Below are 14,427 nucleotides of genomic sequence, written 5' to 3'. Positions count from 1 at the left end.
CATGCTATTAGTAAATGGTAGCGGGGACCGGATTTGAACCGATGACCTTCGGGTTATGAGCCCGACGAGCTACCAGACTGCTCCACCCCGCATCAATCTAGGTCGACGATAATAGACACTTGAACCACTTTCGTCAACCTTTCTTTTCAAGTGCATTTTTCGTCTTAGGTACCAATCCCTACTTTCTGACAAAAGCTTATTGAATAAAGCTTCTCTGACAAAAAACTCTGGGAAGCTGGCGAACCAGCAAAACAGATGGTGCCGAAGGCGGGACTTGAACCCGCACGACCATACGGTCACTACCCCCTCAAGATAGCGTGTCTACCAATTCCACCACTTCGGCAACAGGGGAGGCTAAAAAAAGCAGTATCAATATGTTACTCGCTGCTTTCCTCTAGCACTGGCGCGGTATTATCCATACTTGCAGGACCATCGTCAAGCGTTGGGATGTTGCGCTGCTGCTCAATTAGACGAGAATCGGGAATACCAGCCTCGGGCGCTTGCCCTGCCTGGGTCGCAAAATAAGCCAACGCCATTGAGGTAACAAAAAAGCCGGCGGCTAAAAGCCCCGTTGCGCGAGACAAAAAGTTACCGCTACCCCGCGAACCAAACACAGTTTGCGATGCCCCGCCACCAAAGGCGGCACCCGCTTCGGCACCTTTACCCTGCTGAAGCAGGATGAGCACAACCAAGGCGATCGCAATCACCACGTGAACCATAAGAATTGCAACTTGCATGGGATTATCCTGCTGACTGACAAATGGCGTAGAAATCATCGGTTTTGAGCGAAGCACCGCCCACTAAACCGCCGTCGATATCCGGCTGAGCGAGCAACTCAGCCGCATTGCTTGCATTCATGCTGCCGCCGTAAAGCAACTTAAGCTGCTCGGCTAGCGTTTTATCAAACCCAGCCTGGTAGGTACGAATACCGGCCATTACTTCCTGAGCCTGCTCCGGGGTTGCGGTACGACCTGTCCCAATAGCCCATACAGGCTCATAGGCAATAACAAGCTTAAGCCGTTGTGCTGGCTCTAAACGCGCCATTGCATAGCCCACTTGCCGCAACACAACATCCATCGTGCTACCAGAATCGCGCTCTTCTAGGGTTTCACCCACACAAAGAATCGGCGTGATACCAACATCAAGTGCAGCTACCAAGCGGTCAAACACCTGCTCATCACCTTCTTTGTATAGCTGGCGACGCTCAGAGTGACCAACCAGCACATAGGCAACATCAAACTCTTTAAGCATACGCCCACTGATCTCACCCGTGTGCGCACCCGAGTGCTGAGGATTGAGCGTCTGCGCCCCTAACTGTAACGGCGTATTTTGGAAAGCACTTCGTGCTGCTTCCAAATAAGGAAACGGCGGAATAACTACAACGTCGATTTCATTAGGCAGCTTGGACGCGGTAAAGGCGTCTCCAAACGCTTGAATCAACGCCGTGGAGCCGTTCATTTTCCAGTTACCGGCAATTAATGGCGTACGCATCGATTATCCTCACTCAAGGTGGAGCGAAATGGTATAGGAGCGGCCTTGTCAAGACAACCGCTGTTATACAGGTTAGTTAGAGGCGTAGGAGCATGCCCGCCTATCAAATACGTTTACCAAACTAGCTGAGTAACGCTTGGACCTGATCGGCAAGCTTATGCGCTAGACGGTCAACATCCAGGTGGGCCCGCCCTTCCACCATCACTCGGATTAGTGGCTCAGTGCCCGACGGCCGCAGCAGCACTCGACCCTGGTCACCCAACTCATCTTCAAGGGCAGCAACCGCTTCGAGTAGCGGCTTTGCCGTCATGACATCTTTTGCGTTGGTACCCGCAGGCAACCTGACGTTAACCAGCGACTGAGGCACCTTTTCTAACCCCTTCAAGAGAGACAGAAGCGGCTTTTGCTCTCGCACCATCAACGCCAGTACTTGCAACGCTGAAACCACCCCATCGCCCGTCGTTTGAACATGACCACATACAATATGACCTGATGACTCGCCTCCCAACTCCCAGCCGTTGGCAGCCATCATTTCCATGACAAAGCGATCGCCAACTTTCGCGCGCTGAAAGGGAATTCCCAGCCGCTCCAGCGCCATAGCAAGCCCGAAGTTGCTCATCAGAGTTCCCACCACGCCGCCTTCAAGCAGCCCTCGCTCGTGACGATCTCGGGCGATCAGGTAAAGAATATCGTCGCCATCCACCTCACGGCCATCGGCATCTACCAACAGCACTCGATCTCCATCTCCATCAAAGGCAATGCCTAGATCAGCCCCTTGCTGTATCACCGCTGCCCGCAGCGCTGCGGGATGGGTAGACCCCACTTGATGATTAATATTCAACCCATCAGGGGAAGAACCGATCACGCTAACATCAGCACCTAGCTCACGAAATACGTTTGGCGCAATGTGGTAGGTAGCCCCATGCGCACAATCCAATACAACTTTTAAACCATGCAAGCTGAGACGATCAGGTAACGTCGATTTGCAGAACTCGATATAGCGCCCAGCAGCATCGTCAATGCGCGTCGCTTTACCCAGCTGAGCCGCGCTCGCCGTTGTCAGAGGTGCTTCAAGCATCGTCTCAATACGATCTTCAATCTCGTCGGGTAGCTTTTTGCCCTCGGCAGAGAAAAACTTAATGCCGTTATCATCAAATGGGTTATGGGAAGCAGAAATCACAATCCCAGCGTCGGCGCGAAAGGTACGCGTTAGATAAGCAATCCCCGGCGTAGGCATTGGCCCCAGCAACGAAACATCGACACCTGCGGCAGATAGCCCCGCCTCCAAGGCTGACTCAAACATATAGCCAGAGATGCGCGTATCTTTACCAATTAATACGCGAGTACGGCCTTTTTCACGGCGCAGCACTTGACCCACCGCCCACCCCAGCTTGAGCATAAAATCGGCGGTAATGGGCGCTTGCCCAACCGTGCCGCGAATGCCATCGGTACCAAAATAACGTCGCGTCATGAAGTCATCTCCTTATTTGGCGGCGACTCGCAGCCTTCTTGAAGCACCGCCCACGCCATATTTACGGCATCTACCGTGGGCCCTACATCATGCACGCGTAAAATATTGGCGCCCCGCTCAACCGCCATGGCTGCTAGCGCAAGACCTCCGGCCAAGCGCTCTTCCACCGGGCGCCCCAACACTTTACCAATCATGCTTTTCCGCGACATCCCCACTAACAACGGCAACTCCAGCGCCTGAAGCTCATCCATATACTTCAGCAAGCGCAGGTTATGTTCAATGGTTTTGCCAAAACCAAAGCCAGGATCTACCAATAGACGGCTACGACGAATTCCAGCGGCTTCACACGCCGCTATCCGCTCAGCAAGATAGTCGGCAACTACTCGCTCAACTGGCTGACCGTAATACGGCGACTGCTGCATATCCTGTGGCTCACCCTGGCGATGCATTAAACACACAGGCAGACTAGTGCTTGCTGCAGCGCCCAGCGCACCCTCGCGCTCCAGCGCCCGCACATCGTTAATCATTCCAGCGCCAAGCGCGCTAACTTCTCGCATAACGGCAGGGCTACTGGTGTCCACTGACACCAGCGCATCTAGCTCGTGCACTAGCGCTTCAACCACAGGCGCAACACGGTCTAGCTCTTCCTGCTCTGATACAGGGCTAGCTCCCGGCCTTGTCGACTCCCCACCCACGTCAATCATCGCGGCACCTTCCGCCAACATTTGTTCAGCATGGTGCAGCGCACCATCTAGGCCAACGTGCTGACCGCCATCAGAGAAGGAGTCCGGCGTAACATTCAGAATACCCATTACCCGTGGAAACGAAAGATCTAGCGAATGGCGCCCACAGCGCAGGTGATATGCGCTATCCGCTGCCCGTGAAGGCGATGAAGAGTCAACTATCGGTTTCATGCTGCGGCCTGCTAAAAGAAAAAACGTGTTTGCAATTACTCCACAGCATAACAAAAAGGCGCCCCGTTATGGGACGCCTTTACTAACATCACTAACACTCACAAACGTTAAGGACCTGCGGGCCCACCTAGCGGGTCAGAAGGACGACGGCGTGGCTCGCCATCATCTTCTTCGCCATCATCGCCAGACGCATCAGAAGATGAACCGTCAGCCTTTTCTCCAGCCTTTTCTTCGGGCTTGTCGTCGCTAACACGTGTACCGCCGCCAGATGAATCACCGTCGTTCCAGCCTTCCGGCGGACGCGGATCGCGACCCTCCATAATATCTTTTAGCTGATCCGCATCGATGGTTTCGTACTTCATCAGTGCTTCAGCCATCGCGTCTAGCTTGTCGCGATTATCTTCCAAAATCTGACGAGCCTGCTCGTAACACTCGTCGATAATCTTGCGCACTTCTTTATCGAGACGAGACGTTGTTTCGCCAGATTTTAACTTACCGCCACCCTGACCAGGGCCGCCAAGGAACTGGTGAGACTCATCCTCGTCGTACATGATCGGGCCCATTTCATTCGAAAGCCCCCACTTAGCGACCATGTTATGGGCGAGCTCGGTGGCACGCTTGATATCGTTTGAAGCACCTGTCGTCACACCATTAGCGCCCAGCGTCATCTCTTCGGCAATGCGCCCACCAAACAGCGAACAAATCTGACTGAGAATTTGCTGGCGAGACAGGCTGTAACGATCTTCTTCTGGCAAGAACATCGTGACACCTAGCGCACGGCCACGTGGGATGATCGTCACTTTGTAAACGGGATCATGCTCAGGCGCAACCAAGCCAATAATGGCATGACCAGATTCGTGATACGCCGTGTTGAGCTTCTCTTTATCGGTCATGACCATCGACTTGCGCTCAGCGCCCATCATGATCTTATCTTTAGCAAGCTCCAACTCTTCCATGGCAACCAAGCGCTTGTTACGACGGGCCGCAAAGAGCGCTGCCTCATTCACCAAGTTCGCAAGGTCCGCACCAGAAAAGCCCGGCGTACCGCGTGCAATCAGCTGCGGCTTAACATCATCAGCCAGCGGCACTTTACGTAGATGGACACCCAGAATGTGTTCACGACCACGAATATCCGGCAGCCCAACCGTTACTTGACGGTCAAAACGACCTGGACGCAGCAGCGCAGGATCAAGAACATCAGGGCGGTTAGTGGCCGCGATGACGATGACACCTTCATTAGCTTCGAAGCCATCCATCTCTACCAACAACTGGTTGAGCGTCTGCTCACGCTCATCATTGCCGCCGCCCATGCCAGCACCGCGCGAACGGCCAACCGCATCGATTTCATCGATAAAAATGATACAAGGCGCTTGTTTCTTGGCTTGCTCAAACATGTCACGTACGCGCGAAGCACCAACGCCCACAAACATTTCAACAAAGTCTGAACCCGAAATAGAGAAAAACGGTACTTTGGCTTCGCCCGCGATGGACTTGGCCAGCAGCGTTTTACCCGTTCCAGGCGGACCTACCATCAATACACCGCGAGGGATTGTGCCACCCAAACGCTGGAATTTGGTAGGGTCACGTAAGAAGTCTACAAGCTCTTCAACTTCTTCTTTCGCCTCATCGCAACCTGCAACATCGGCAAATGTTGTCTTAATCTGGTCTTGGGAAAGCAGCTTAGCTTTCGACTTGCCGAAGCTCATCGGGCCGCCTTTGCCGCCACCAGCACCACCCTGCATCTGGCGCATGAAGAACATAAAAATGGCCAGGATAAGCAAAATCGGGAAGCTCGCAATCAGCAAACGCGTCCAGATGCTTTGCTGCTCAGGCTCTTTACCGACAACGGTCACATTGTTACTTAGCAGATCATCCATCAGTTTAGGGTCTTCCGCCGATGGGCGAATGGTCTGGAACTGAGAACCGTCCGTACGCTCACCAGTGATGGTATAGCCATCAATCGTGACACTACGTACCTGCTGATTTTGCACCTGCTGCACAAACTGAGAGTAGTTGGTGGTTTGCGGTGCGCTTTCCGTACTGAAATTGTTGAACACTGTCAGTAGAACGGCCGCGATGACCAACCACAGAATCAGGTTCTTCGCCATATCGTTCAAGGGGCTACCCTCATTACAAGAATCCGTCAGTTAACCGCTAATACTCAGACCTTACACTAGAGCTTAACGTTCAACCATTGCCAAAGCACATTTCGCTTTGGGCCATCTGTGTCACGCTCGTCCAATGTGCATAATGTGACACAATTTACGCCTGCCTGTCTGGCAATCGTGGTGATAAATCTTTGCTATTACGCGCCAGTATCTACACGCTCGCACTTACTGGCTAGTAAAGGGCCACGTCTCGTTAGCCTCGAAATCCTTCCGCCAAAAAATAGACTTCCCGCGAGCGCGCCCTCGAAGCATCCGGCTTGCGAGTCACAACACGATCAAAGCTACTTCGGAGCTCTTTCAAATAGGTATCAAATCCTTCGCCTTGAAATACCTTAGCCAGAAAACGTCCACCAGGCGGTAGCGTTTCTCGCGCAAGTTCCAAAGCGAGTTCGACAAGGTACATTGCCTGTGGCTGATCAATAGCCGCCATACCACTCATATTGGGGGCCATATCGGACATCACAAGGTCTACCTGGCGATTTCCTAAACGTTCAAGAATCGCGTTAAGCACGCTCTCTTCAGTAAAATCGCCCTGGATAAAGTCGACACCGGCTAGGGCATCCATCTCTAGTATGTCTGACGCTATCACGACACCATCAGGCCCCACCTTTTCTGCGGCAATTTGACTCCACCCCCCTGGGGCAGCGCCAAGATCAATTACCGTCATGCCTGGACGAAACAGTTTATCCTTTTCGTCAAGCTCAAGCAGCTTATAGCTCGCACGAGAGCGATAGCCATCTTGCCAGCGCTGCTTTACATACTGATCGTCGAAATGTTCTTTCTTCCAGTTATTGCTGGTCTTGCTTACTGAGTGTTTACGGCTTGGGGGCTTTTGCTGCATGTGGGAATCTAACACTGGAATAAGAGATGGGCGCATTCAAGCGATTGCTTTCACTTAACGGCATTTCACCGTAAGATGGAGCGTTAAGCGCTAACCGGGATACCGCAAGATACCATGAGCTTGTCACAGGCACAAAAGAAAGCATTTCGTAGCATTGGCCACCATCTTAATCCAGTGGTCACCGTTTCTGAGAACGGCGTCTCCGAAAATCTGCTCGCAGAACTCAGCCGCGCGCTCAACGATCACGAGCTCATCAAAGTGAAGCTCGCTATTACAGAGCGGGACGACCGCGTCGCAATGCTCAATGAGCTAGTCGCCGACAGTAACGCTGAGCTAGTACAAACCATTGGCAAAATGGCGCTGCTTTATCGCCGCAACCCAAAGGTAAACCCCAAGCTTTCCAACATCACGCGTTTTGAAAACCACCACGGACGGCATTAACCTGTACGTGGCTTGTTAAAGAATGCATGACTCTAAAAGGCCCGCGACGTCACCGTCACGGGCCTTTTAGTGTGCCTGGACCGCAGGCGCTATACAGACGCCTGCCCCCGCATCACAGCGATAAATCAGAGATGCTCAACACTCTCAATTTCGTACTCAACATCGCCACCAGGTGTTTTTACCACCACCACATCGCCTTCTTCTTTGCCAATCATCGCTCGGGCGATAGGCGAGGTCACAGAAATGCGCCCCTCTTTTATATTGGCCTCATCTTCACCAACAATGCGGTAGGTAACGCTGGCGTCGCTATCCAGGTTCAGCAAAGACACGGTAACCCCAAAGATCACCTTGCCGGTTTTTGGTAGCTTAGTAACGTCAATTACCTGCGCACCTGAAAGCTTGCTTTCAATTTCCTGGATACGGCCTTCAATAAATCCTTGCTGCTCACGAGCGGCGTGGTACTCCGCGTTCTCTTTGAGATCGCCATGTTCACGCGCTTCAGCAATAGCAGCAATAACTTGAGGGCGGGCTTCGCCCTTCAAGTGATTAAGCTCTTCGCGAAGACTTTTTTCTCCCGCTACCGTCATCGGGACCTTGTTCATTGACTTGCTCCTGCATGCAGATCCTGAAGGCGCCGCACCGTAATCTCCCTGCCGTACTCAAGCGCCATGCAAACAGCATTAGCGCCCGCCAAGGTGGTCGCATAGGGCACCTTGCGCGCGAGAGCAGTACGGCGAATAATTGAAGAGTCGTTAATAGCCTGACGACCTTCAGTCGTGTTCACGATGTAGGCGATTTCGTCGTTCTTCAGCAGATCGACGATATGGGGACGGCCTTCGTAGACTTTATTGACGTGCTCCACTTCCAGTCCAGCGGCTTCAAGTGCCGTCGCCGTACCGCGTGTTGCACATAGTGTGAAGCCCAATGTTAGCAGAGAACGTGCCACTTCGATAATCCCCTGCTTGTCAGGCTCACGCACCGAAAGGAACGCTTTGCGGTCGCCACTCAACGCTGGAATGGCTTCGCCAGCACCCAACTGCGCTTTAAAGAACGCCTCAGCAAAGGTCTCGCCAGAGCCCATCACTTCACCCGTCGACTTCATTTCGGGCGACAGAATCGGGTCAACGCCCTGGAACTTGTTGAACGGGAAGACCGCCTCTTTCACGCTATAGAAGTGCGGGATAATTTCACGCTCAAAGCCCTGCTCGGCCAGTGTTTTACCCGCCATGCAGCGCGCCGCAATCTGCGCCAGCGAGGTGCCGATGCACTTAGATACAAACGGCACAGTACGCGACGCACGGGGATTAACCTCGATGACATAGATCTCGCCATCCTGCCACGCCAGCTGCACGTTCATCAGGCCTTTAACACCCAGCTCGACGGCCATTTTCTTGACCTGCTCGCGCATTTCATCCTGCACATCGGCAGGCAACGAGTATGGCGGCAGGGCACAAGCGGAATCACCAGAGTGAACCCCTGCTTGCTCAACGTGCTGCATAATACCGCCAATCACCACCTGCTGACCGTCCGATACAGCGTCGATATCAATCTCGATTGCTGCACTCAAGAAGTGATCAAGCAGGACGGGGGAATCGTTAGATACCTTCACCGCATTGGTCATGTAGTTTTCAAGCTCGGAGGCGTCATAAACGATTTCCATCGCACGACCACCCAGCACATAGCTAGGACGCACCACCAGCGGGTAGCCAATAGTTTCTGCCTTGGAAAACGCCTCTTCAAAGCTGCGGGCGGTGGCGTTGGGTGGCTGCTTCAAGCCTAGCTTGTCGATCATCACCTGGAAGCGCTCGCGGTCTTCAGCGCGGTCAATGGCATCCGGCGTGGTGCCGATAATCGGCACGCCTGCCGCCTCTAGCTCACGGGCAAGCTTCAACGGCGTTTGACCACCGAACTGAACAATCACGCCTACCGGCTTCTCTTTGTCGGCAATTTCCAATACATCTTCCAGCGTCACCGGCTCGAAATAGAGGCGGTCAGAGGTGTCGTAGTCGGTAGAAACGGTTTCCGGATTGCAGTTGACCATGATGGTTTCATAACCATCATCGCGCATGGCGAAGGCGGCATGAACACAGCAGTAATCAAACTCGATGCCTTGACCGATACGGTTCGGGCCACCACCCAGTACCATAATTTTCTGGCGATCTGAGACATCCGCTTCGCATTCCTCTTCATAGGTGGAATACATGTAAGCGGTGTCAGAGGCAAATTCCGCAGCACAGGTGTCGACACGTTTATAAACGGGGCGAATGCCCGCTGCCTGACGCGTTTTGCGGAACTCTTTTTCAGACACGCCCAGCAGCTTGGCCAAACGCGCGTCACCAAAGCCTTTGCGCTTAAGCTGGTACAGCTCGCGAGCAGAGAAATCGGCCAGGGCGCGCTTGGCGACGGCATTTTCAGTCAACACCAAATCTTCCAACTGCACCAGGAACCAAGGATCGATATTGGTGAGCGCAAATACCTCATCAACACTCATTCCTGAGCGCATGGCGTCAGCCACGTAAAAAATACGCTCGGCACCAGCGGCCTGTAGCTCGCCCTGAATGATTGCCATGTTGTCTGGCGTGAAATCGGTGATGATCGGATCAAGGCCATCGTTACCGGTTTCCAGGCCGCGCAGCGCTTTCTGCAAGGACTCCTGGAAGGTACGGCCAATCGCCATCACCTCGCCCACCGACTTCATCTGAGTGGTCAGGCGATCGTTTGCCTGAGGAAATTTCTCGAAGGTAAAGCGCGGAATCTTAGTGACGACATAGTCGATTGATGGCTCAAACGACGCAGGCGTGCGACCACCGGTAATATCGTTTTGCAGCTCATCCAAGGTGTAACCCACCGCCAGTTTCGCTGCGATTTTGGCAATCGGGAAACCAGTGGCCTTAGATGCCAACGCCGACGAGCGCGATACCCGCGGGTTCATCTCGATAACCACCAAGCGGCCTGTTTTTGGGTCCATACCAAACTGAACGTTGGAGCCGCCGGTTTCCACACCGATCTCGCGCAGTACCGCGAGGCTGGCGTCACGCATGATCTGGTACTCTTTATCGGTCAGCGTTTGCGCTGGCGCGACGGTAATCGAGTCACCTGTGTGGACGCCCATAGGATCGAAGTTCTCAATCGCACAGACAATGATGCAGTTATCATTCTTATCCCGCACCACTTCCATCTCGTACTCTTTCCAACCCAGCAGCGACTCATCAATCAATAGCTCGTGGTTGTTGGAAAGCTCGAAACCGCGAGTACAGATTTCTTCGAACTCTTCTTTGTTATACGCCACGCCGCCGCCGGAGCCGCCCATAGTGTAAGAAGGACGAATAATGGTCGGGAAACCGAGCTCCGCCTGAATTTCCCAGGCCTCGTCCATGGTGTGCGCCACTTTCGCTTTCGGGCACTCCAAACCAATACGCTTCATGGCTTGATCGAACAGATCGCGGTCTTCAGCCATGTTAATCGCATCGGCGTTGGCACCAATCATCTCGACGCTGTACTTTTCTAGTACGCCATGCTTTTCCAGGTCAAGTGCACAGTTGAGCGCTGTTTGACCACCCATGGTGGGTAGGATCGCGTCCGGGCGCTCGGCCTCAATAATTTTTTCAACCGCTTGCCAAGTAATCGGCTCGATGTAGGTTGCATCGGCCATGGCCGGGTCAGTCATGATGGTTGCCGGGTTGGAGTTAACCAAAATAACCCGGAACCCCTCTTCACGCAGCGCTTTACACGCCTGGGCGCCAGAGTAGTCAAATTCGCAGGCCTGGCCGATGACAATCGGGCCAGCGCCAATGATAAGAATGCTGTTGATATCGGTACGCTTAGGCATAACGGTTCCCGCAAAATAGGTGACGATGAGCGACAAAAAAACGGCGTTACATGGCGGCGATCAAGGGCAGCGTTAGCGACGCGCCTGCATCATGGCAATAAAGCGATCAAACAGCGGTGCCACATCACGCGGGCCGGGGCTTGCTTCAGGGTGACCTTGGAAGCTAAACGCCGGACGGTCAGTTCGCTCGATTCCTTGAAGCGTGCCATCGAACAGTGAACGGTGCGTGGCACGTACGTTGGCTGGAAGGGTCGCTTCATCGGCAGCAAAGCCGTGGTTTTGGCTGGTAATCATTACCATGCCAGTGTCTAAATCTTGCACCGGATGGTTGGCGCCGTGATGGCCGTGGCCCATTTTGATGGTTTTGGCACCCGAGGCCAGCGCCAGCAACTGGTGGCCAAGGCAAATACCAAATACAGGCGTATTGGTTTCCAATATGTCCTGAATCGCTTTGATGGCGTAATCACAAGGCTCAGGGTCACCCGGGCCGTTAGCCAAAAAGACACCATCCGGGCTCATTGCCAGCACGTCAGCAGCTGGCGTTTGTGCCGGCACAATCGTCAACCGGCAGCCGCGCGCGGCCAGCATGCGTAGGATGTTAAATTTCACACCGAAGTCATACGCCACCACGTGGTAAGGACGCTCATCTTTCACCGTATCAGCGTAACCCTCGCCCAGGGTCCACTCGCCTTGTGTCCATTCGTAAGCCTCTTTGCAAGAGACTTCTTTGGCCAGATCCATGCCCTTCAACCCGGGAAATGCCTTTGCTGCCGCCAGTGCCCGCTCTACCGCATCATCGCCCTCTGCTTCTGCACCCGCCAGTATCGCGCCATTTTGCGCGCCTTTGTTGCGCAGAATGCGCGTTAAACGGCGGGTATCGATATCCGCAATGCCCAGCACATTTTGGCTTTTCAGATAATCAGAAAGGCTTTGCTCTGAACGGAAACTGCTGGCTAGCAGGGGCAAATCACGAATCACCAAGCCCGCTGCGGCAATCGATGCAGATTCCACATCTTCAGAATTAATGCCGGTATTGCCGATATGAGGATAGGTCAGCGTGACGATTTGGCGGGTGTAAGAAGGGTCAGTGAGGATTTCCTGGTAGCCGGTCATGGCTGTATTGAACACCACCTCACCGCTTGTGACGCCATCCGCGCCAATGGCAATTCCATGAAACACACTGCCATCTTCCAGGGCCAATATCGCGGGTTTGCTCAATGCGGGGTTATTCAAGACAAGTTCTCCCATGCTGGTGGGAGCCTGTGGGCGCAGGCTCGGCGATCCGGTTTGTCGGCGTTTGCGTGCAAACGTCGGGTCGTAAAAAAGCGGGACGAAGCCGATAGTAAAAAATCGGTTTCATCCCGCTTGTTGTTCTCTTCCGTGGCAAATGGCCATGGCGCAGCATCTAGCTGACTATTTTCTCTAACCTGAGGCCAGTGCAACAAGCGCGGTGCTTTCTTTATATCCACATATTCAACGCATAAGAACCTGCGTTCACTGTAGACATTTTGCTGCTTTTTGCAGCCACTGGGCCAAAATTTTTGGAATGTTACAGGATTTATCGACCTTAGGCTAGTCCTAAAGCTACCGATGACATTATACGCGACGTTTTCTTGTGCAATCAGTATGTCACGGCATTTATACCGTCGATAAATGAGGATAGTGACAGTCGATCAAAATTTTTTTGTATACGCAATTAATATATTTGGTTGCCTTCTTGATGTCTTTTTGTCTACGCTTGTCCGAGTTGACCGAATGGTCAAATACGTTTTTTTCGATAGCTCACCCAACAAATACAAAGAGAATATCGTCATGCCACAAAGCCCTACGCCGTATTCCGGCTCTCCTCCCGTACAAGCAACGAGCACCCTGGATAATTACTTCAATGTCAGCCGCCGCGGCTCCTCGGTGAAGACCGAAGTGCTTGCAGGCATCGCGACGTTTCTAGCCGGGATGTATATCATCGTGGTCAACCCAGCCATCTTATCCGATGCTGGCATTCCCTTTTCTGCGGCACTCTCCGCCACCGTGGTCATCAGCTTCTTTAGTAGCTTGGCCATGGGCTTGTATGCCCGCAACCCAATTTTAGTTGCTCCTGGAATGGGCATGAATGCGCTTTTCACCTACACCCTGGTGCTTGGCGCAGGGTTGTCGTGGGAAGTTGCCCTAGGCTGCGTATTCTGGTCAGGAGTACTGTTCGCTATTTTGGCGCTGTTTAACGTTCGCGAAGCCATCATCGAGGCCATTCCAGCCTCATTGCGCTATGCCATCACCTGCGGGATAGGCCTATTCATCACCTTTATTGGGCTCAAGAATGCCGGGTTCATCGTAGCCAACCCAGCGACCCTGATTAGCCTCGGTGATCTAAACGCAAGCCTAATAACTTTCTTTATTGGCCTAATGGCTACCGCGATACTGGTCATTCGCGGCTTCAATGGCGCTCTGATCTTAGGCATCGCCCTAACCACTCTGTTGGCAATCCCTATGGGGCGGCTGTGGAGTGACGACGTATTGGTGGCTTGGCAAGGCCTAGCCGCATGGCCAGATTTCTCGGCGGTAATGAAGGTCGATATTCTGGGCGCCCTCAAGGTGGCTTACCTGCCGTTCATTTTCGTGATGCTGTTTACTAACTTCTTCGACTCACTGTCTTGCTTTATGGCGCTATCCGAGTCAGCTGATCTCAAGGATGCCAACGGCAATCCACGCAACCTTAAGCGTTCCATGACGGTGGATGCTTTCGCATCGATGATCGCGGCCCCCCTCGGCACCAGCGCGGCACAAACCTTTATCGAATCCGGTGCCGGCGTTGCCCAGGGCGGCCGCACAGGACTCACGGCCGTCGTTATTGGCGTATTGTTCCTGCCTTTCTTGTTTCTCTCACCGTTGCTGTCCCTAGTTCCCAGCATCGCGACTGCTCCCGCTCTTGTCCTGGTGGGGCTGTTCATGATGGCACCGATTGGAAAGATTGACTGGAGCCGTCTCGAGGAAGCCTTTCCCGCATTTCTGGCCATCATTTTAATGCCGCTGACGTACTCCATCACCCTGGGCATCGCCTTTGGTTTTATCAGCTTTGTGCTCATCCGGCTGGCCACCGGCAAGCTAGACGAGATTAAGCCTGCTATGTGGGTCTCCGCCCTGTTAGCGGTGGTTATGCTGCTGACAGCACAATAGACGACTCTTCTCATGCTGAGTCATCAAGAAATACCCCGTTTCTCACGCGCCAACTGACCGATCGGACAGCCATTAGCAACCAATAACAATATACAGGTCGA

At 53.3% G+C, this 14,427-nt stretch carries 11 protein-coding genes and 2 tRNA genes; 2 read left to right on the top strand and 11 right to left on the bottom strand.

Going from position 1 to position 14,427, the window contains the following annotated elements; genetic code table 11:
- Nucleotides 1-15: 15 nt before the first annotated feature.
- The 8 genes from B6A39_RS01705 to rlmE form a co-directional block, all read right to left on the bottom strand.
- Nucleotides 16-92, bottom strand: a tRNA-Met gene (locus B6A39_RS01705).
- A gap of 164 nt (nt 93-256) precedes the next feature.
- Nucleotides 257-343, bottom strand: a tRNA-Leu gene (locus B6A39_RS01700).
- Between the two features lie 34 nt (nt 344-377).
- Nucleotides 378-737, bottom strand: a complete 360-nt coding sequence (gene secG, locus B6A39_RS01695; RefSeq protein ID WP_009723741.1) for a preprotein translocase subunit SecG — start codon at nt 735-737, stop codon at nt 378-380.
- Nucleotides 738-741: 4 nt separating this feature from the next.
- Nucleotides 742-1,491: a triose-phosphate isomerase gene (gene tpiA, locus B6A39_RS01690; RefSeq protein WP_083000719.1), complete on the bottom strand. Its 750-nt coding sequence runs from the start codon at nt 1,489-1,491 to the stop codon at nt 742-744.
- Nucleotides 1,492-1,612: 121 nt separating this feature from the next.
- Entirely contained in the window at nt 1,613-2,962 is a 1,350-nt protein-coding gene (gene glmM / locus B6A39_RS01685; protein WP_083000716.1) for a phosphoglucosamine mutase, read from the bottom strand.
- On the bottom strand, nt 2,959-3,876 hold the full coding sequence (gene folP / locus B6A39_RS01680; RefSeq protein ID WP_083000714.1) for a dihydropteroate synthase: 918 nt from the start codon (nt 3,874-3,876) through the stop codon (nt 2,959-2,961). The genes glmM and folP overlap by 4 nt, the downstream gene beginning before the upstream one ends.
- Nucleotides 3,877-3,983: 107 nt before the next feature.
- Nucleotides 3,984-5,993 (bottom strand): ATP-dependent zinc metalloprotease FtsH, encoded by a 2,010-nt coding sequence (gene ftsH, locus B6A39_RS01675; RefSeq protein WP_083000712.1) that lies wholly within the window; start codon nt 5,991-5,993, stop codon nt 3,984-3,986.
- A 244-nt stretch (nt 5,994-6,237) separates the two neighbouring features.
- Nucleotides 6,238-6,885 (bottom strand): 23S rRNA (uridine(2552)-2'-O)-methyltransferase RlmE, encoded by a 648-nt coding sequence (gene rlmE, locus B6A39_RS01670; RefSeq protein WP_083000710.1) that lies wholly within the window; start codon nt 6,883-6,885, stop codon nt 6,238-6,240.
- Between the two features lie 114 nt (nt 6,886-6,999).
- Here rlmE and yhbY point away from each other — a divergent pair, with 114 nt between their 5' ends.
- A complete protein-coding gene (gene yhbY / locus B6A39_RS01665) occupies nt 7,000-7,326 on the top strand; it encodes a ribosome assembly RNA-binding protein YhbY (protein ID WP_038480694.1) in 327 nt (108 codons plus the stop codon).
- 125 nt (nt 7,327-7,451) lie between these two features.
- Here yhbY and greA read toward each other — a convergent pair whose 3' ends face one another.
- The 3 genes from greA to carA form a co-directional block, all read right to left on the bottom strand.
- A complete protein-coding gene (gene greA / locus B6A39_RS01660; RefSeq protein ID WP_009723748.1) occupies nt 7,452-7,928 on the bottom strand; it encodes a transcription elongation factor GreA in 477 nt (158 codons plus the stop codon).
- Nucleotides 7,925-11,155 carry a carbamoyl-phosphate synthase large subunit gene (gene carB / locus B6A39_RS01655; protein WP_083000708.1) on the bottom strand — a complete coding sequence of 1,077 codons (3,231 nt, stop codon included), beginning with the start codon at nt 11,153-11,155 and terminating at the stop codon, nt 7,925-7,927. Before carB ends, greA begins: the two co-directional genes overlap by 4 nt.
- A gap of 72 nt (nt 11,156-11,227) precedes the next feature.
- Entirely contained in the window at nt 11,228-12,373 is a 1,146-nt protein-coding gene (gene carA / locus B6A39_RS01650; RefSeq protein ID WP_198036774.1) for a glutamine-hydrolyzing carbamoyl-phosphate synthase small subunit, read from the bottom strand.
- Between the two features lie 594 nt (nt 12,374-12,967).
- Between carA and B6A39_RS01645 the strand changes: the two genes are divergently transcribed.
- Nucleotides 12,968-14,326, top strand: a complete 1,359-nt coding sequence (locus B6A39_RS01645) for an NCS2 family permease (RefSeq protein WP_083000706.1) — start codon at nt 12,968-12,970, stop codon at nt 14,324-14,326.
- The last annotated feature ends 101 nt before the right edge of the window (nt 14,327-14,427 follow it).

It is taken from the genome of Halomonas sp. GT, from assembly GCF_002082565.1.
In the GTDB taxonomy this organism is placed as follows: Bacteria; Pseudomonadota; Gammaproteobacteria; order Pseudomonadales; family Halomonadaceae; genus Vreelandella.
This window is presented reverse-complemented; position numbering and strand designations above follow the sequence as displayed.